The 18,001-nt window shown below is 71.5% G+C and carries 15 protein-coding genes and 1 pseudogene; 9 read left to right on the top strand and 7 right to left on the bottom strand.

The features are described 5' to 3' along the window. Positions 1-92 (top strand): annotated as a pseudogene (locus tag ABZT18_RS30320) (phytochelatin synthase); the annotation flags it as partial. Positions 93-157: 65 nt separating this feature from the next. Here ABZT18_RS30320 and recQ read toward each other — a convergent pair. Then, entirely contained in the window at positions 158-1,999 is a 1,842-nt protein-coding gene (gene recQ / locus ABZT18_RS30315; protein ID WP_355253084.1) for a DNA helicase RecQ, read from the bottom strand. A 311-nt stretch (positions 2,000-2,310) separates the two neighbouring features. Between recQ and rapZ the strand changes: the two genes are divergently transcribed. The 8 genes from rapZ (at position 2,311) to ABZT18_RS30275 (ending at position 9,400) form a co-directional block, all read left to right on the top strand. Then, positions 2,311-3,213 carry an RNase adapter RapZ gene (rapZ, locus tag ABZT18_RS30310; RefSeq protein ID WP_354994968.1) on the top strand — a complete coding sequence of 301 codons (903 nt, stop codon included), beginning with the start codon at positions 2,311-2,313 and terminating at the stop codon, positions 3,211-3,213. Beyond that, positions 3,210-4,277 carry a 2-phospho-L-lactate transferase CofD family protein gene (locus ABZT18_RS30305; RefSeq protein ID WP_355253081.1) on the top strand — a complete coding sequence of 356 codons (1,068 nt, stop codon included), beginning with the start codon at positions 3,210-3,212 and terminating at the stop codon, positions 4,275-4,277. The genes rapZ and ABZT18_RS30305 overlap by 4 nt, the downstream gene beginning before the upstream one ends. Before the next feature lie 54 nt (positions 4,278-4,331). Next, entirely contained in the window at positions 4,332-5,312 is a 981-nt protein-coding gene (gene whiA / locus ABZT18_RS30300; RefSeq protein ID WP_210785006.1) for a DNA-binding protein WhiA, read from the top strand. Between the two features lie 259 nt (positions 5,313-5,571). Beyond that, the gene (gap, locus tag ABZT18_RS30295; protein ID WP_355253078.1) at positions 5,572-6,576 is read left to right on the top strand and encodes a type I glyceraldehyde-3-phosphate dehydrogenase; all 1,005 of its coding nucleotides are present in this window, start codon (positions 5,572-5,574) and stop codon (positions 6,574-6,576) included. Then, positions 6,573-7,772: a phosphoglycerate kinase gene (locus ABZT18_RS30290; RefSeq protein ID WP_354994714.1), complete on the top strand. Its 1,200-nt coding sequence runs from the start codon at positions 6,573-6,575 to the stop codon at positions 7,770-7,772. Before gap ends, ABZT18_RS30290 begins: the two co-directional genes overlap by 4 nt. Next, positions 7,773-8,564: a triose-phosphate isomerase gene (gene tpiA, locus ABZT18_RS30285; RefSeq protein WP_355253075.1), complete on the top strand. Its 792-nt coding sequence runs from the start codon at positions 7,773-7,775 to the stop codon at positions 8,562-8,564. 95 nt (positions 8,565-8,659) lie between these two features. Beyond that, positions 8,660-8,920, top strand: coding sequence for a preprotein translocase subunit SecG (gene secG, locus ABZT18_RS30280; protein ID WP_354994712.1), 261 nt, complete (start codon positions 8,660-8,662; stop codon positions 8,918-8,920). Between the two features lie 138 nt (positions 8,921-9,058). Continuing rightward, positions 9,059-9,400: an RNA polymerase-binding protein RbpA gene (locus ABZT18_RS30275; protein ID WP_355253072.1), complete on the top strand. Its 342-nt coding sequence runs from the start codon at positions 9,059-9,061 to the stop codon at positions 9,398-9,400. Between the two features lie 48 nt (positions 9,401-9,448). Here the strand turns inward: ABZT18_RS30275 and pgl are convergent, their stop codons facing one another. From pgl to tkt, 6 genes are all read right to left on the bottom strand, one after another. Then, positions 9,449-10,228 (bottom strand): 6-phosphogluconolactonase, encoded by a 780-nt coding sequence (pgl, locus tag ABZT18_RS30270; RefSeq protein ID WP_355253069.1) that lies wholly within the window; start codon positions 10,226-10,228, stop codon positions 9,449-9,451. A 151-nt stretch (positions 10,229-10,379) separates the two neighbouring features. After that, the gene (locus tag ABZT18_RS30265) at positions 10,380-11,396 is read right to left on the bottom strand and encodes a glucose-6-phosphate dehydrogenase assembly protein OpcA (protein WP_354994709.1); all 1,017 of its coding nucleotides are present in this window, start codon (positions 11,394-11,396) and stop codon (positions 10,380-10,382) included. A 31-nt stretch (positions 11,397-11,427) separates the two neighbouring features. Continuing rightward, positions 11,428-12,942 (bottom strand): glucose-6-phosphate dehydrogenase, encoded by a 1,515-nt coding sequence (zwf, locus tag ABZT18_RS30260; RefSeq protein WP_354994967.1) that lies wholly within the window; start codon positions 12,940-12,942, stop codon positions 11,428-11,430. Between the two features lie 62 nt (positions 12,943-13,004). Then, entirely contained in the window at positions 13,005-14,654 is a 1,650-nt protein-coding gene (locus tag ABZT18_RS30255; protein WP_354994708.1) for a glucose-6-phosphate isomerase, read from the bottom strand. Further along, on the bottom strand, positions 14,651-15,829 hold the full coding sequence (gene tal, locus ABZT18_RS30250; protein WP_354994707.1) for a transaldolase: 1,179 nt from the start codon (positions 15,827-15,829) through the stop codon (positions 14,651-14,653). The genes ABZT18_RS30255 and tal overlap by 4 nt, the downstream gene beginning before the upstream one ends. A gap of 15 nt (positions 15,830-15,844) precedes the next feature. Then, the gene (gene tkt, locus ABZT18_RS30245) at positions 15,845-17,983 is read right to left on the bottom strand and encodes a transketolase (RefSeq protein ID WP_354994706.1); all 2,139 of its coding nucleotides are present in this window, start codon (positions 17,981-17,983) and stop codon (positions 15,845-15,847) included. Between the last annotated feature and the right edge of the window lie 18 nt (positions 17,984-18,001).

The raw sequence follows: 18,001 nt of genomic DNA, 5'->3' as shown, positions 1-18,001 counted from the left end.
CCGACTCCGCCAACCCGAACACCGCCTCCTACGAAGTCACCACCGAGCACCTCGCCGACTGGATCGCCACCCGCGGCTACGCCACCAGCTGACCCGCACACAACAACACGACCGAAGGGCCGGACCCCCACCAGGGGCCCGGCCCTTCGGCATGCCATCAGTCGGTCGCGAGGACGGCCAGGATCTGCTCGCCGTACTTGGCGAGCTTGTTCTCGCCGACTCCGCTGACGCGGGACAGGTCGGCCAGCGTGCCCGGCGCGTCGCTGGCGATCTGCCGCAGCGTGGCGTCGTGGAAGATCACGTAGGCCGGGACGCCCTGCTCCTTGGCGGTGGCCGCCCGCCAGCCGCGCAGCCGCTCGAAGAGCGACGTGGCGGCCGGGGTCAGCTCGGCGACCACGGTGGCCGAACCGCGCGGCTTCGACGAGCGGGTCGATGCCGGCTTCTCCGTCTCGCGGCGCATCGTCACCGTGCGGCGGCGACCCAGAACCTCGGCGCTCGCCTCGGTGAGGGCGAGCGTGCCGTAGTCGCCCTCCACGGCGAGCAGCCCTTCGGCGAGCAGCTGCCGGACCACGCCCCGCCACTCCGGTTCACTGAGCTCGGAGCCGATGCCGAAGACGGTCAGCGAGTCGTGACCGTACTGGCTGATCTTGTCGGTCTGCTTACCGAGCAGGATGTCGATGCACTGCCCGGCACCGAACCGCTGGTTGCGTTCACGGTCGAGCCGGAAGACGGCGGAGAGCAACTTCTGGGCCGCGACCGTGCCGTCCCAGGTTTCCGGCGGGGTGAGGCAGGTGTCGCAGTTGCCGCACGCGGACGTCGTCGTATCGCCGAAGTATTCGAGCAGCTGGACCCGCCGGCAGCGCACCGTCTCGCAGAGGGCGAGCATCGCGTCCAGGTGCGCGGCGAGGTTGCGCCGGTGCGCGAGGTCGCCGTCGGACGTCTCGATCATCTTGCGTTGCTGGACCACGTCCTGCAACCCGTACGCCAGCCAGGCGGTGGAGGGCAGGCCGTCCCGCCCGGCGCGGCCGGTCTCCTGGTAGTAGCCCTCGACCGACTTGGGCAGGTCGAGGTGGGCGACGAACCGGACGTCGGGTTTGTCGATGCCCATGCCGAAGGCGATGGTGGCCACCATGACCAGGCCGTCCTCCCGCAGGAAGCGCTGCTGGTTGGCGGCGCGGGTGGCCGCGTCCAGCCCGGCGTGGTACGGCAGGGCGGCGACCCCGTTGGCGGTGAGGAACTCCGCCGTCTTGTCGACCGAGGCCCGGGACAGGCAGTAGACGATCCCGGCGTCGCCGGGGTGCTCGTCGCGTAGCAGGGCCAGTAGTTGCTTGCGGGGCTCCCGCTTGGGCACGATCCGGTACTGGATGTTGGGCCGGTCGAAGCTGGCCACGAAGTGGCGGGCGTCGTCGAGCTTGAGCCGGGAGGCGATCTCGGTGCGGGTGGCGCTGGTCGCGGTGGCGGTCAGCGCGATCCGGGGAACCTGGGGCCACCGCTCGTGCAGCATCGACAGCGCCAGGTAGTCGGGGCGGAAGTCGTGCCCCCACTGGCTCACGCAGTGCGCCTCGTCGATCGCGAACAGCGAGATGCGCCCCCGGTCCAGCAGGGCGAGGGTGGAGCGGGTGCCGAGCGCCTCGGGGGCAAGGTAGAGCAGGTCCAGTTCGCCGGCGACGAAGGCCGCCTCGACCCGGCGTCGGGCGTCCAGGGTCTGGGTCGAGTTGAGGAACCCGGCGCGTACGCCGACCGCGGTGAGTGCGTCCACCTGGTCCTGCATGAGCGCGATCAGCGGGGACACGACGACCGCGACCCCGTCGCGGACCAGGGCCGGGATCTGGTAGCACAGGGACTTGCCGCCACCGGTGGGCATCAACACCAGCGCGTCGCCGCCGGCGACCACGTGGTCGATCACGTCCTGCTGGAAACCGCGGAAGGCGTCGTAGCCGAACACCCGGCGCAGCACCGGCAGCGCGTCCTCGGTACGCAGGTCGGTGGGAGAAGCCATCCGCGGAGTCTACGATCCGACCCCGACAGCGCCCGCCCGGCGCACCCGAGGTGAGCGCGCCTGACTGGCTGGACCGGTTCGCCAGGCCGCGGTGGGCCGTCACCCCGACCACCATATTGATCTTTATCAAGGGCGAGGGCTGTCGGGAGGGCGACCGCGCGTCATCGGTCGTCCGACGACCCGTGGCGGGTGCCCGGCCTCGACCCGGCGGCGGGATAGAGTCGCTGATTGACCAATCGCGGCCGAGGGCGGCCGCGCGGCGCCACAGCTTGGGGGTACGGGTGAGCGAGGCGCGCACAGCCGGTGACCGGATCGACGACCCGGTGGCCGTTGACGGGCAGTCGGCGGCCGAGTCGGAGACCACACTCGTGGTGGTCACCGGCGTCTCGGGGGGTGGCCGCAGCACGGTTGCCCGGGCGTTGGAGAACGTCGGCTACTACGTGGTCGACAACCTGCCGCAGGCGCTGATGCTGGACATGGCCGAGCTGGCGTTCAAGGCGGGCGGCGCGGCTCGGCGTACCGCGATGGTGTTGGACGTGCGGTCGCGGGCCTTCTCCACCGACCTGGCCGGGGCGATCCGGGAGCTGAAGGAGCGCGGGTTCTCGCCCCGGGTGGTCTTCGTCGACGCGGACGACGAGGTGTTGATCCGGCGGTTCGAGAGCGTTCGCCGTTCGCACCCGTTGCAGGGCGACGGGCGGCTGGCCGACGGCATCGCCGTGGAGCGCGGGTTGCTGGAGGAGGCGCGCGACCAGGCTGACGTGATCATCGACACCAGCCACCTGAACGTCAACCAGCTCCGTCGGCGTATCGAGGAGCTGTTCGGCGGTGAGGACGCCCGGCGGCTGCGGGTCACCGTGTTGTCGTTCGGCTTCAAGTACGGGCTGCCGCCCGACGCCGACTTCGTGCTGGACGCCCGGTTCCTGCCCAATCCGTACTGGGTGCCGGAGCTGCGCGAGCACACCGGGCGGGAGGAGGCGGTCAGCGCGTACGTGCTGGGCCAGGAGGGCGCGGACGCGTTCGTCGCCTCGTACGCCGACCTGGTCAACGCCACCACCGCCGGCTTCGAGCGGGAGGGCAAGCGGTACCTCACGGTCGCCGTGGGCTGTACCGGCGGCAAGCACCGCAGTGTGGCCATCGCCGAGGAGTTGGCCGCGCGACTGCGCCACTCCGGGCTGGCGGCCAACGCCCAGCACCGCGACCTGGGGCGGGAATGACGGCCCGGCGGGTGGTGGCGTTCGGCGGCGGGCACGGGCTGTCCGCCTCGTTGCGCGCGCTGCGTCACTGTGCCCCCGAACTCGACCTTGACATCACCGCGGTGGTCACCGTGGGTGACGACGGCGGCTCCAGCGGCCGTCTGCGCGCAGAGCGGGGTGGCCTGCCCCCGGGCGATCTGCGCCAGGCCCTGGTGGCGCTGGCCGGGGACCATCCGGCCACTCGGCGTAGCGCCGGGCTGTTCCAGCACCGCTTCGCCGCCGTGCCGGTGGGCGTACCCCTATCCGGCGCGACCGACCCGGGCCCGGCGACGACCGACGACCTCGACCAGCGTGGTGCTGGCCCGCGGGGCACCGAAGGGGCCCCGGCCGGCACCGACGGGCTGGCCGGGCACGCGGTGGGCAACCTGGTGCTCTGCGGTCTCATGGAGTTGCTCGGCGACCCGGTGGCCGCGCTGGAGCACGCCGGCGCGATGCTCGGCACGGTCGGCCGGGTGTTGCCGATGTCCCGCCAGCCGGTCAGCATCGAGGCGCGGGTACGCGGCGCCGACCCGGCCGCCCCCGACGAGGTGCGCACCGTGCGCGGCCAGCACCAGGTGGCGGTCACCACCGGGCGGGTCGAGTCGCTGCGTCTCACCCCGGCCGCCCCACCGGCCTGCGCCGAGGCCGTCGAGGCGATCAGGGCGGCGGACTGGTTGATCTTTGGCCCGGGCAGCTGGTACACCAGCGTGCTACCGCACCTGCTGGTGCCGCAGTTGGCCGACGCGATCGTGTCCAGCTCGGCCCGGAGGCTGGTCACGCTGAACCTCGCCGCGGAGAAGGAGACCCTCGGGCTCTCCGTCGCCGATCATCTCGCGGCTCTGCGCTGGTATCTGCCCGAGCTCAAGGTGGATCTCGTGCTCACTGATGCCAAGGCGGTGGGTGACCCCGAACCGGTCGAACGTGCGGCAGAATCGCTGGGTGCCCGCCTGGTCCTCGCCCCCGTCGCCGTCATCGACGGCACTCCCCGCCATGATCCGGCTGCCCTGGGCGCCGCGCTGGTGCCTGTCCTGGGCGCCGATCGTTAGACACGTACGTAATCTCCGGCGACACGCCGGAACAGGTCCGTGAGGGGACGCACAATGGCGATGACGGCCGCGGTCAAGGACGAGCTGAGTCGGGTCGACGTGCCCAAGCCCTGCTGTCGGCGGGCGGAGATGGCCGCACTGCTGCGCTTCGCCGGCGGGCTGCACATCGTTTCCGGCCGCGTGGTGGTGGAGGCTGAACTGGACACCGGGGCGGTGGCCCGACGGCTGCGCCGGGAGGTCGCGGAGGTCTACGGCTACCCCAGCGAGATCCACGTGCTGGCCTCCGGTGGGCTGCGCAAGGGCAGCCATTTCATCGTGCGGGTGGTCAAGGACGGCGAGGCCCTCGCCCGGCAGACCGGCCTGCTCGACGTGCGGGGTCGACCGGTGCGCGGGCTGCCCCCGCACGTGGTCGCGGCGAACGTCTGCTGCGCGGTCTCCGCGTGGCGGGGCGCGTTCATGGCGCACGGCTCGCTCACCGAGCCCGGCCGCTCCAGCGCCCTGGAGATCACCTGCCCGGGGCCGGAGTCGGCGTTGGCGCTGGTCGGCGCGGCCCGCCGCATCGGCATCACCGCCAAGAACCGCGAGGTACGCGGGGTGGACCGGGTGGTGGTCAAGGACGGCGACGCGATCGCCGCGCTGCTCACCCGGATCGGCGCGCACTCCAGCGTGCTGGCCTGGGAGGAGCGTCGGGTACGCCGCGAGGTGCGGGCCACCGCCAACCGGCTCGCCAACTTCGACGACGCCAACCTGCGTCGCTCGGCGCGCGCCGCGGTGGCCGCCGCCGCCCGCGTCACCCGTGCACTGGAGATCCTCGCCGACGAGGCCCCCAACCACCTGACCGACGCCGGACGGCTGCGCCTGGAGCACCGGCAGGCGTCGCTGGAGGAGCTGGGCGCGCTGGCCGACCCGCCGCTGACCAAGGACGCCATCGCCGGGCGTATCCGGCGGCTGCTGGCGCTGGCCGACAAGCGGGCCCGAGACCTCGGCATCCCGGATACCGAAGCAGCCGTCACGCCCGACATGCTCGTGGTCTGATAGGACGGCAGGGCCGCACGGTGCGCCCGGGTGCACGACCCGGCGCAGCGTGGCCTCGCACGCTCGGATAAGGTCGCTGCGTACGGCAAGGGGGCCGACACAGGCACACCTCGTCGTGCCACCGCCTCGGGCGGTCAGGTCCTCAGACCGCGGCGGGGTGGCCGAGATCAACCGTCAACGGCCGGCTCCAACGGTCGGCGCACACCACTCCGCCGGCCCGTTGTCTGAAGCCGGCGGACCAGAACGCGAGGAGTGACCTGTGACCATCCGGGTTGGCATCAACGGCTTCGGCCGGATCGGCCGTAACTTCTTCCGGGCAGTGCTGGCGTCCGACGCCGACATCGAGGTCGTGGCGGTGAACGACCTGACCGACAACGCCACGCTCGCCCACCTGCTCAAGTACGACAGCATCCTGGGTCGCCTGCCGTACGAGGTCAAGGCCACCGCCGACGAGATCACCGTCGGTGGCAAGACCATCAAGGCGTACGCCGAGAAGGACCCGTCGAAGCTGCCGTGGGGCGAGGTCGGCGCCGACGTCGTCATCGAGTCGACCGGCTTCTTCACCGACGCCACCAAGGCCAAGGCGCACGTCGCCGGCGGGGCCAAGAAGGTCATCATCTCCGCCCCGGCGAAGAACGAGGACGTCACCGTCGTCATGGGTGTCAACCAGGACACCTACGACCCGGCGAAGCACACCATCATCTCCAACGCTTCGTGCACCACCAACTGCCTCGCGCCGATGGCGAAGGTCCTGCACGACACGTTCGGCATCCAGCACGGTCTGATGACGACGATCCATGCGTACACCCAGGACCAGAACCTCCAGGACGCGCCGCACTCGGATCTGCGTCGGGCCCGGGCCGCCGCGCTGAACATCGTGCCGACCTCGACCGGTGCCGCCAAGGCCATCGGCCTGGTGCTGCCGGAGCTCAAGGGCAAGCTCGACGGGTACGCCCTGCGGGTGCCGATCCCGACCGGCTCGGTCACCGACCTGACCGTCAACGTGGGTCGCGAGACCACCGTGGACGAGGTCAACGCCGCGCTGAAGGCCGCCGCGGACGGCCCGCTCAAGGGCATCCTGGTCTACAACGAGGACCCGATCGTCTCCAGCGACATCGTCACCGACCCGGCGTCGTGCATCTTCGACGCGCCGCTGACCAAGGTGGTCGGCAACCAGGTCAAGGTCGTCGGCTGGTACGACAACGAGTGGGGCTACTCCAACCGCCTGGTCGATCTGGTCAAGTTGGTCGGTTCCTCGCTGTGAGCATCCGGACCCTCGACGACCTGCTCGCCGAGGGGGTGGCAGGTCGGCGCGTGCTGGTGCGCGCCGACCTGAACGTCCCGCTCGACAAGCAGACCGGCGCCATCAGCGACGACGGGCGCATCCGCGCGGTGCTGCCGACCATCGGTGCGCTGGTGGAGGCCGGCGCGAAGGTGGTCGTCTGCTCGCACCTGGGCCGCCCGAAGGGCGCACCGGACCCGCAGTTCAGCCTCGGCCCGGTCGCCGGGCGGCTCGGTGAGCTGCTCGGCGCGCCGGTGCACTTCGCCACCGACACCGTCGGTGATTCCGCCCGCTCCACCGTCGCTGGCCTGGCCGACGGCCAGGTCGCCCTGTTGGAGAACCTGCGCTTCAACGCGGGTGAGACCAGCAAGGACGAGGCCGAGCGGGGTGCCTTCGCCGACCAGCTCGCCGCGTTCGGCGACGCGTACGTGGACGACGCGTTCGGCGCCGTGCACCGCAAGCACGCCAGCGTCTACGACGTGCCGGCTCGGCTGCCGCACGTCGCGGGCCGACTGGTGCTGCGTGAGGTCGAGGTGCTCTCCAAGCTCACCGGTAACCCCGAGCGGCCGTATGTGGTGGTGCTCGGTGGGTCGAAGGTGTCCGACAAGCTGGCCGTGATCGAGGCGCTGCTGCCCACGGTCGATCGGCTGCTCATCGGTGGCGGGATGTGCTTCACCTTCCTCAAGGCTCAGGGCCTGGAGGTGGGCACCTCGCTGCTGGAGAAGGACATGGTCGAGACCTGCGGCAACCTGCTGGAGCGGTCCGGCGGCAAGATCATGCTCCCGGTCGACGTGGTGGTCGCGGACGCGTTCGCCCCGGACGCCACGCACGACACGGTCCGCGTCGACGGCATCCCGAGCCACCGGCTCGGTCTGGACATCGGCCCGGAGACGGTGGCGGGCTTCGCCGCCGCGCTGTCCCAGGCGAAGACGATCTTCTGGAACGGCCCGATGGGCGTGTTCGAGATGCCGGCCTTCGCGGCTGGAACCCGGGGGATCGCCGAGGCGATCACCAAGGCCGACGCGTTCAGCGTCGTCGGCGGCGGCGACTCGGCGGCGGCGGTCCGTGCCCTGGGGCTGGACGAGTCGTCCTTCGGGCACATCTCCACGGGTGGCGGCGCCTCCCTGGAATACCTCGAGGGCAAGGCCCTCCCCGGCATCGCAGCCCTGGAGAACTGAATGGCGAGCACCACCCGCCGGCCGTTGATGGCTGGCAACTGGAAGATGAACCTCAACCACCTCGAGGCCAACCTGCTGGTGCAGAAGCTGGCCGCGAGCCTCACCGAGAAGCACCTCACCGAGGTGGAGACGGTCGTGTTGCCGCCCTTCACCGACCTGCGCACCGTGCAGACCGCGGTGGACGGGGACAAGCTGCTGATCGGCTACGGCGGGCAGGACCTCTCCCCGCACGCGTCCGGCGCGTACACCGGGGACATCTCCGGCGCGATGCTCGCCAAGCTCGGCTGCACGTACGTGGTGATCGGGCACTCCGAGCGGCGGGCCTACCACCACGAGGACGACGCGCTGGTCAACGCCAAGGTGAAGGCGGCGCTGACGCACGGCCTGACCCCGATCCTCTGTGTGGGGGAGGGGCTGGACGTGCGCGAGCAGGGCACCCACGTGGCGCACTGTGCCGACCAGCTCGACGGCGGCCTCGCCGGGCTCACGCCCGAGCAGGTGCGGCAGGTCGTGATCGCGTACGAGCCGGTCTGGGCGATCGGCACCGGCAAGACCGCGACGCCGGAGGACGCCCAGGAGGTCTGCGGGGCGGTCCGTCGGCGACTGGCGGAACGCTTCGACCAGGACACCGCCGACCAGGTCCGGGTCCTCTACGGCGGCTCGGTCAAGGCGTCCAACGTCGCCTCGATCATGGCCCAGCCGGACGTGGACGGGGGCCTCGTGGGGGGCGCCAGCCTGGACGCGGAGGAGTTCGCCCAGATCTGCCGGTTCCCGGAGCACATCGCTCGCTGATCGCTCGGTATCCTTGACACCGCCCGTCCGCCGGTCGGTGCCACCGTGCCCGATCAGACCGGGCGAGGATCGCTACGAGAGGACTGACCCCAGCCATGCCGATCTGGTTCGCATACACGTTGATCGTGTTGCTGGTCATCACGAGCATTCTGCTCACCATGCTTATCCTGCTGCACCGTGGCAAGGGCGGCGGTCTGTCGAGCATGTTCGGCGGTGGCGTCAGCTCCAGCCTCGCAGGCTCCTCGGTGGCGGAGAAAAACCTGGACCGATACACCGTTCTGGTGAGCGTCGTCTGGTTCGCTGCCATCGTCGGGCTCGGGCTCTGGCTGCGCCTCCAGATGAACAGCGGCACCTGAGCAGCTCATCAAGTCGTACAATCTGCGCGCGGTCCGTCACCCGACGGGCCGCGCGCAGGCTTTTCTCCGCTGCACCGCGTCGCCCGCCGCCCACCCCTGAAGACGGCGGGTCCCCTCCGACGACAGGAGCGAGCAGCCGTGCCGAGTGGCAACGTTATCCGCGGCGCCCGTGTCGGGTCCGCGCCCATGCGCCCGGACGGGCGGCACCAACCCGTCCCCCGACAGGACGTGACCTACTGGTGCCGCAACGAGCACCGGATCGACATCCGGATCGCCGCGGACGTCGAGGCGCCGCCCCTGTGGGACTGCCCCCGCTGCGGCCTGCCCGCGGGCCGGGACGAGCAGAACCCACCCGGCCGGGTCCGCGCCGAGCCGTACAAGAGCCACCTGGCGTACGTGAAGGAGCGCCGTACCGCCGAGGAGGGGGAGGCGCTGCTGGCCGAGGCGCTCGCCGCGCTACGCCGCCGCAGGGGCGAGTGAAAGGAAGGCCCCTCATCAACGCCAGGCGTTGACAAGAGGCCCCTACGTTCAGTTCAGTTGGCGGAGGCTGCGGAGGCGGACGGGTACGTCGGCTGCCGCCGCCCGGTCCAGCAGCCAGCGGGTGCGGCCCACGCCGTGCACCCCGGCGGCCGGCAACTGCACCGGCCCGGCGCCGGCCAACGCCATACCCACCGCGCGGGCCTTGTCGGCGCCACCGGCCACCAGCCAGACCTCCTCGGCGGTGTTGATCGCCGGCAGGGTGAGCGTGGTCCGCATCGGCGGCGGCTTGGGGCTGCCCCGCACCGCGCTGACCGGCCGGGTCTCGTAGTGCACCGGGTGCTCGGGGAAGACCGAGGCCACGTGCCCGTCCTCGCCGACGCCCAGCATCAACACGTCGAAGTGCGGCAGCGTGGCGTGCCCGGGCCGGGCGGCACGGGCCAACTCCTCCGCGTACGCGGCTGCGCCCGCCTCGGGGTCGTTGCCGGCCGGGCCGTCGGAGGCCGGCATCGGGTGCACCCTGGCCGGGTTCAGCGGCACCACGTCCAGCAGGGCGGCGCGGGCCTGGGTCTCGTTGCGCTCCGGATCACCGGCGGGCAGGAACCGCTCGTCGCCCCACCACACGTCGACCCGGGACCAGTCCACCGCGTCGCGGGCCGGCAGCGTCGCCACCGCCCGGTACACGGCCGCGGCGATCCGACCACCGGTGAGCACCACCGAGGCCTCGCCCCGGTCGGCCTGGGCGTCGAGCAGCTTCACCAACAACCGGGCTGCCACAGCCTGCGCCAGCAGGTCGGCGTCGGCGTGGACGGCGACACTCGCCTCACTCATGGAATGCGCCTTCGTTTCCCGACCGCACGGCGGTCGCTGTCGCGTCGTACCCGGGCCGGTACGCCCGGAGGTGGCGGGGCGGGGTGCCCCGGAGGTGCCGGGGCAGGGTCCGAAATTGGCCCTGCCCCGCTGTCCTGCACCGGCGTCGGGCTCAGCCCTCGCCGCTCGTGCCGCTGTGCGCGGTGACCCCGGCCTCGGCGCGCCGCGCGGTGGCCGGATCCTTCCAGACGTGCACCCGCTGCGCGAGACGCTGCTCCAGCCCTCGCAGCCCGACCGTCGCGCCCAACGCCTCCGCGTACACCTGATCGGCATCCAGGCGGCGCAGCTCCTCGGCCAGCTCGTCACCGAGCGGTCGGCGGACCAGCGGCAGGGCCCGGTCGTCCTGGCCGGTCCGCCGGAACACCGCCATGCTGTCCTCGCGGGTCAGCGTCAGCTGGTCGCCGTTGGCGCAGGTCAGCTGCACCTCCCGCATTCGCGGGAACTCGGTGCTGTCCACCCGGCGGGGCGTGATGCCGAGCCGGCTGGCCAGCCAACCGACCATCAGCGTCGCCGTCGGGTCGGTGGGCGGCGCGACGACGGTCGCCTCGGTGACCCGCTCCTCGGTGGTGTCGAACGCCCCGGCGACCAGGGTCCGCCACGGGGTGATCCGGGTCCACGCGAGGTCCGTGTCGCCCGGTGCGTAGTCCCGGGCACGCTGCCGCAGCGCCTCCACCGGGTCGGCGGCCTGCGCCGAGTCGGTGATCCTCCGGTCGGCGACCACACCGAGGAAATCGGTGGCGATCTCCGCCGGCGGCTCGCCGTGCCACCAGGTGACCACCGGCACGTCCGGAACGAGCAGCGGCATCACGACCGACTCGGCGTGCAGGGCCAGCCGCCCATACATCCGGGTGACCACCGCCTCGCACGGGCCGAGCCGGCCACCGACCACGATCTCCGCGTCCAGTCGGTTGCGGTCCCGCTCGATCTCGGAGCGAACCACCACCACCAGCCGGCACGGGTGGGCGGCGGCGGCTATCGTCGCCGCCGCCTCCGCCTCACGGACCCGCTTCTCATCCACGACCACGATGAGGGTGAGCGCCATGCCGCTGGCCACCCCGCCGGCGCTGCGCCGCTCAGCGGCGAGCGCCTTGACCACCTCGTTGCCGGTGGTGTCCCACAGCCCGATCACTGGAGCCTCCTGGTCTGCGACACGCGCTCGTTCACGCGCGTCGCCATGCGCGGCCCTCGCGGGCCAGCATCTCGTCGGAGGCCCGGGGCCCCCACTCGCCGGAGCGGTACTTCTCCGGCGTGGTGCCCGCCCAGGCGTGCTCCAGCGGGTCGATCACCTGCCAGCTCTGCTCGACCTCGGCCGCGTCCGGGAACAGCGTGCGGTCGCCGATCAACACGTCCAGCACCAGTCGCTCGTACGCCTCCGGGCTGGACTCGGTGAACGCCTCGCCGTACTGGAAGTCCATCGCGATGTCGCGGACCTCCATCGTCGTGCCTGGCACCTTCGAGCCGAACTTGAGCACCACGCCCTCGTCCGGCTGCACCCGGATGACCAACTGGTTGTTGCCCAGCGACTCCATGTCGGCGTCGTTGAACGGCAGGTGCGGCGCCTTCTTGAACATGATGGCGACCTCGGTGACCCGCCGGGGCAGTCGCTTGCCGGCCCGGATGTAGAACGGCACCTCGGCCCAGCGGCGGTTCTGGATGCCCAGCCGCACCGCCACGTACGTCTCGGTGGTGGAGTCGGTGGGGACGTCCTGCTCCTCCAGGTAGCCGACCGCGCGTTCGCCGCCCACCCAGCCGGGCAGGTACTGGCCGCGTACGGTGTCCCGGGCCACGTCCTTGGGCAGGGTGATCGCCTTGAGCACCTTCAGCTTCTCGGCCCGGATCTCGTCGGCGTCGAAGCTGGTCGGCTCCTCCATCGCCACCAGGGCGAGAAGTTGAAGGAGGTGGTTCTGCAGGACGTCGCGGGCGGTGCCGACGGTGTCGTAGAAACCGGCGCGGGTGCCGATGCCGACGTCCTCGGCCATGGTGATCTGCACCGAGTCGACGTACTTGGAGTTCCACAGGGGCTCGAACAGGTTGTTGGCGAACCGCAGGGCGAGGATGTTCTGGACCGTTTCCTTGCCCAGGTAGTGGTCGATCCGGAAGACGTCCTGCCGGGTGAACACGTCGTCGACGAGGTCGTTGAGCGCCTTCGCCGAGGGCAGGTCGTTGCCGAACGGCTTCTCCACCACGACGCGACGCCACCCGCCGGACTTGTCGTTGTCGGCCATTCCGGTGCGGGCCAGCTGCTTGAGTACGACGGGGAACGCGGCCGGGGGGATGGAGAAGTAGAACGCCGCGTTGCCGGTGATGCCGTGGGTCTGCCGCAGCTCGTCCAGCGTGGTGGCGAGGTGATCGAAGGCGGCGTCGTCGTCGAACGACCCACCGACGAACTTGATGTTGCCGGCCAGCCGCGCCCACACCTCGTCCCGCCAGGGGGTACGGGCGTGCTTGCGGGCAGCCTCGCAGGCCAACGTCTCGAAGTCACCGTCACCCCAGTCGCGGCGTGCGAAGCCGAGCACCACGAAGCCGGGCGGCAGCAGCCCCCGGTTGGCCAGGTCGTAGACCGCGGGGAGCAGCTTCTTGCGGGCCAGGTCGCCGGTCACCCCGAAGATCACCAGAGCGCACGGCTCCGGGATCCGGGGCAACCGGCGGTCCTGCGGGTCGCGCAGCGGGTTCACCGAGGCCTCCCGGTTGGCGCTCACGCTGCTTCCTCGCTCGGCTTGCGTCACGTCGTCCATCCTCACGCTCGCAGCTCACCGACCGCGTCGAGCAGTTGGGCGACGCCGGCGGCACGGTCGGTCAGATGCAGCCGCAGCACCGGCCGCTCCCGACCGGCGAGGGCCTGCCGGTCGCCGGCGGCCTGCGCCGCCTGCAACTCACCGAAGGTGTACGGCTTGCCCGGCACCTCCAGGTCCTCGGCGACCGCGCCGGTCACCTGGAGGTAGCTGCCCACCTGTGGGCCGCCCTTGTGGTACTGGCCCGTCGAGTGCAGGAACCGTGGCCCCCAGCCGAAGGTGACCGGGCGCCCGCCCGCCTGGGCCAGCAGCGGCCGCAGTCGGGCCGCGTCGGCGTCGGCAGAGCGGTCGAGGTACGCCATCACCGCGAGGTAACCGTCGTCACCCAGCCCGTCGAGCAGCCAGCGCAGCACCCCGGCCAGGTCATCGGGAGCGCCCTGCGGGGCGTACACCTCGATCGCGCCCTCGGTGAACGACGGCGTCTCCGCCGGCAGACCCGAGGCCAGGATCTTGTTGGTGTTCTCCTTGGACTCGGTGACGTTCGGCTGGTTGAACGGGTCGATGCCGAGCACCACGCCGGCCACCGCGGTGGCGTACTCCCAGGCCAGGAACTGCGCACCCAGCGGGCCGTTGACGGCCACGTCCGGGGCGGCGCCGCCGCCCGGCACGTCACCGGGGGCCAGCGCGCCGCCGTAGCTGACGGTCAGCACGTCCGACCCGGAGGCGCCGGGGCTCTGCGGGGACTCCACGACCACCGGGAGGATGCCCACCCCGGCCTTGCCGGTCGACTCGGCGATCAGCTGCTCAGCCCAGTCGCCGAGCCCGTCGATGCCGGTGCCGTCGGAGACCAGGGCGACCTTGTCCCGGGCCAGCGTGGCGGCGGCGCCCAGGGCGGCGCCCAGCGCCAGCGCCGGATTGTCCCGGTCCCCGGCGAGCGACGCGGCCAGCGCGTCGGCCTGGTCGAGCAGTTCCGCGACCTCGACCCCGGCCAGCGCCGAGGGCACCAGGCCGAACGCGGTCAGTGCCGAGTACCGGCCGCCCACGTTCGGGTCGGCGAGCACGGTGAACGCGCCCATCTCGGTCGCGGTGGTCTCCAGCGGCGAACCCGGGTCGGTGACGATGACGAAGTGCCGGCCGGCCTCCGCCTCGGTCATGCCGGCGTCCAGGAACGCCTGCCAGTAGGCGCGTCGGTGGCTGTCGGTCTCCACCGTCGATCCGGACTTGCTGGCCACGACAACCACGGTGCGCTCCAGCCGGTCACCGAGCGCGGCCCGGACCTGGCCCGGGTCGGTGGTGTCCAGCACGGTCAGCGGGCGACCCAGAGTCCGCGTGATCACCTCGGGGGCCAACGACGAACCGCCCATACCGGCGAGCACCACGTGGTCCAGATCGGCCAGCTCCGCGGTCAGCTCGGCCAGCTGCACCAGCAGCTCGCGGCTGCGCTGGTGGGTGTCCACCCAGCCGAGCCGCGTCTTCGCCTCGGCCTCGGCGTCCGGGCCCCACAGGCTCGCGTCCTTGGCCGCCAGCTTGCCCGGGACGCCGGCCTTGACCAGCGCGTCGCGGGTCGAGGCCGGCGCGGACTTGTCGACCGCGTCCGCGCCGTACACGGCGAGCCCGGCAGCGGCCTCCACCGGCCCATCCAACAGGTCGCTCATGCGTTACCACCGGCCTTCTCGGCGGCCTTCGCGTTGCCCTTGGCGGCCTTGTTCGGCGCGCCCTTGCCGCTGGCCGCAGCCTTCAGCGACTTGCGGACGCCGTCGAGCAGCTCCTGCCAGCTGGCCTCGAACTTCTCCACGCCCTCGCGCTCCAGAGTGGCGATCACGTCGTCCATGTCCACCCCGACCGACTCCAGGTCCGCGAAGACCTTGCGGGCCGCGTCGTAGGCGCCGGTGATGGTGTCGCCGCGGGTCTCGCCGTGATCGGCGTACGCGTGGATGACCGCCTCCGGCATGGTGTTGACCGTGCCGGGGGCGATCAGCTCCTCGACGTAGATGACGTCGCGGTAGTCCGGGTTCTTCGTCGAGGTGGACGCCCACAGCGGCCGCTGCGGGTGCGCGCCCGCGTCGGCGAGCGCCTTCCAGCGGTCGGAGGAGAACACCTTGGTGTAGCGCTCGTACGCCAGCTGGGCGTTGGCGACCGCGGCCTTGCCCTTCAGGGCCTTGGCCTGCTCGGAGCCGACCTTCTCCAGCCTCTTGTCGACCTCGGAGTCGACGCGGGAGACGAAGAACGACGCGACCGAGCCGATGGTGGACAGGTCGTGGCCGTTGGCCTTGGCCTGCTCCAGGCCGGCGAGGAACGCCTCCATCACCGCCGAGTAGCGGTCCAGACCGAAGATCAGCGTCACGTTGACGCTGATCCCCTCGGCCAGGGTGGCGGTGATCGCCGGGAGGCCCGCCTCGGTCGCGGGAATCTTGATGAAGAGGTTGGGGCGGTCGACCAGCCACCACAGGGCCTTGGCCTCGGCCACGGTCTTGTCGCTGTCGTGCGCCAGTCGGGGATCCACCTCGATGGAGACCCGACCGTCGACACCCGCGCTCCCGTCGTACGACGGACGCATCACGTCGCAGGCCCACCGCACGTCGTACGTGGTGAGCATGCGCACCGACTCCTCGACCTCCACCCCACGGGTGGCGAGGTCACGCAGCTGCCAGTTGTACTCGTCGGCGTCGCTCAGCGCCTTGGCGAAGATCGTCGGGTTGGTGGTGACTCCGGCTACGTGCTTCTCGCGGCGAAGCTGGTCCAGCCCGCCGGAGCTCAGTCGGACCCGGGAAAGATCGTCGAGCCAGACCGCCACGCCCGCGGCGGTGAGTTCGTTCAGCTTGTCCGTCATGCCGTCCACGCTCCCTCAGTTGCCGGTCGTGAAACCGGTGATGTCGCCGACCCGGGCCAGCGAGGCGTGCGCCGCCGCCACGATCCGGTCGGGGGTGAAGCCGAACTGCTCGAAGAGCACGGTGTGCGGGGCGCTCGCCCCGTAGTGCTCCAGGCTGACGCTCTCGCCGAGGTCGCCGACGACGCCACGCCACGACATTCCGATGCCCGCCTCCACGCTCACCCGTGCCTTTACCCCGCGCGGCAGCACCGACTCCCGATACGCCTCATCCTGCTCGTAGAACCACTCCTGGCAGGGCATCGAGACGACCCGGGTCGGGGTGCCGTCGGCCTCCAGCCGGTCCCGCGCGGTCAGGCAGAGCTGCACCTCGGAACCGGTGCCAACGATGATCACCTGCGGCTTGCCGTTGGACGCCTCGGCCAGCACGTAGCCACCCTTGGCCACGCCGTCCGCGCCGCCCAGCACGTCCCGGTCCAGGGTCGGCAGCGGCTGACGGCTCAGCGCCAGCGCGGTGGGCCGGTCGGTGTGCTCCAGAGCCAGGCGCCAGGCCCAGGCGGTCTCGTTGGCGTCCGCCGGGCGGACTACGTCCAGGCCCGGGATGGCGCGCAGCGCGGTCAGGTGCTCCACCGGCTGGTGGGTCGGGCCGTCCTCGCCGAGGCCGATCGAGTCGTGCGTCCAGACGTAGGTCACCGGAAGCTTCATCAGCGCGGCAAGCCGGACAGACGGGCGCATGTAGTCGCTGAACACCAGGAACGTGCCGCCGTACGGGCGGGTGCCGCCGTGCAGGGCGATGCCGTTGAGGATCGCGCCCATGGCGTGCTCACGGATGCCGAAGTGCAGCGTGCGGCCGTACTCGTGACCGGGGAAGTCCTTGGTCGCGTGCGCGGCCGGGATGAACGACGGCTCGCCCTTCATGGTGGTGTTGTTGCTCTCGGCCAGGTCGGCCGAACCACCCCACAGCTCCGGCAGCACCGGCGCGAGGGCCTCCAGCACCTTGCCGGAGGCGGCCCGGGTGGCCACGCCCTTGGCGTCGGCGGGGAAGACCGGCAGCGCGTCGGCCCAGCCGTCGGGGAGCACCCGGCCGGCCATCCGCTCGTAGAGCGCGGTGCGCTCCGGGTTGGCCTTCTTCCAGGCGTCGAACGCGGTGGTCCACTCCTGCTCCGCGTCGGAGCCGCGACCCATCACGCCCCGGGCGTGGGCGAGCACCTCCTCGTCGACCTGGAAGGTCTGCTCCGGGTCGAAGCCCAGGATCTGCTTGGTGGCCTTCACCTCGTCCGCGCCGAGCGCCGAACCGTGGATCTTGCCGGTGTTCTGCTTGTTGGGGGCGGGCCAGCCGATGATGGTGCGCAGCGCGATGAAGGAGGGACGACCCGTCTCGGCCTTGGCGGCCAACAGCGCCCGGTGCAGCGCCTCGGCATCCTCGTGGTAGTCGCCCTGGTCGGCGTCGCCGCTCCGCCAGTCGACGGTCTGCACATGCCAGCCGTACGCCTCGTAGCGGGCTGCCACGTCCTCGCTCTTGGCGATCCGGGTGTCGTCCTCGATCGAGATCTCGTTGTCGTCGTAGATCACCGTGAGGTTGCCCAGCTGCTGGTGCCCGGCGAGGGAGCTGACCTCGTGGCTGATGCCCTCCTCGATGTCGCCGTCGGAGACGATGCACCAGATGTCGTGGTCGAAGACCGACGCGCCGGGCTCTGCCTCGGGGTCGAACAGGCCGCGCTCGCGGCGGGCCGCCATGGCCATGCCGACCGCGTTGCCCAGGCCCTGCCCGAGCGGGCCGGTGGTGGTCTCCACGCCCGGGGTGTGCCCGTGCTCGGGGTGACCCGGAGTGAGCGAACCCCACTGCCGCAGCGACTGCAGGTCGGACAGGCTCAGCGGGTAACCGGACAGGAACAGCTGGATGTAGAGAGTCAGGCTGGAGTGCCCGGCGGAGAGGACGAACCGGTCCCGACCGGGCCAGTTCGGGTCGGCCGGGTTGTGCCGCATGACGCGGTTGAAGAGGAGGTAGGCCGCGGGCGCGAGGCTCATCGCGGTGCCCGGGTGACCGTTGCCGGATTTCTCCACGGCGTCCATGGCCAGCACGCGGACGGTATCGACGGCCCGGCGATCGAGGTCGGACCAGTTCAGTGCGGAGTGCTCGGGTCGTTTGGCAGCCACGATGGTTGTGCTCCTCGG

This window comes from Micromonospora sp. NPDC005291 (genome assembly GCF_040607415.1).
GTDB lineage: Bacteria > Actinomycetota > Actinomycetes > Mycobacteriales > Micromonosporaceae > Micromonospora.
The sequence above is the reverse complement of the archived record's forward strand: the minus strand, read 5'-3'. Positions and strand labels throughout refer to the sequence as shown.

What these genes read in the sequence shown, in the direction of transcription:
- recQ (WP_355253084.1), bottom strand. Translation starts at nt 1,999, where the DNA reads ATGGCTTCTCCCACCGACCTGCGTACCGAGGACGCGCTGCCGGTGCTG.
- ABZT18_RS30305 (WP_355253081.1), top strand. Translation starts at nt 3,210, where the DNA reads ATGACGGCCCGGCGGGTGGTGGCGTTCGGCGGCGGGCACGGGCTGTCC.
- whiA (WP_210785006.1), top strand. Translation starts at nt 4,332, where the DNA reads ATGGCGATGACGGCCGCGGTCAAGGACGAGCTGAGTCGGGTCGACGTG.
- tpiA (WP_355253075.1), top strand. Translation starts at nt 7,773, where the DNA reads ATGGCGAGCACCACCCGCCGGCCGTTGATGGCTGGCAACTGGAAGATG.
- secG (WP_354994712.1), top strand. Translation starts at nt 8,660, where the DNA reads ATGCCGATCTGGTTCGCATACACGTTGATCGTGTTGCTGGTCATCACG.
- pgl (WP_355253069.1), bottom strand. Translation starts at nt 10,228, where the DNA reads ATGAGTGAGGCGAGTGTCGCCGTCCACGCCGACGCCGACCTGCTGGCG.
- ABZT18_RS30255 (WP_354994708.1), bottom strand. Translation starts at nt 14,654, where the DNA reads ATGAGCGACCTGTTGGATGGGCCGGTGGAGGCCGCTGCCGGGCTCGCC.
- tal (WP_354994707.1), bottom strand. Translation starts at nt 15,829, where the DNA reads ATGACGGACAAGCTGAACGAACTCACCGCCGCGGGCGTGGCGGTCTGG.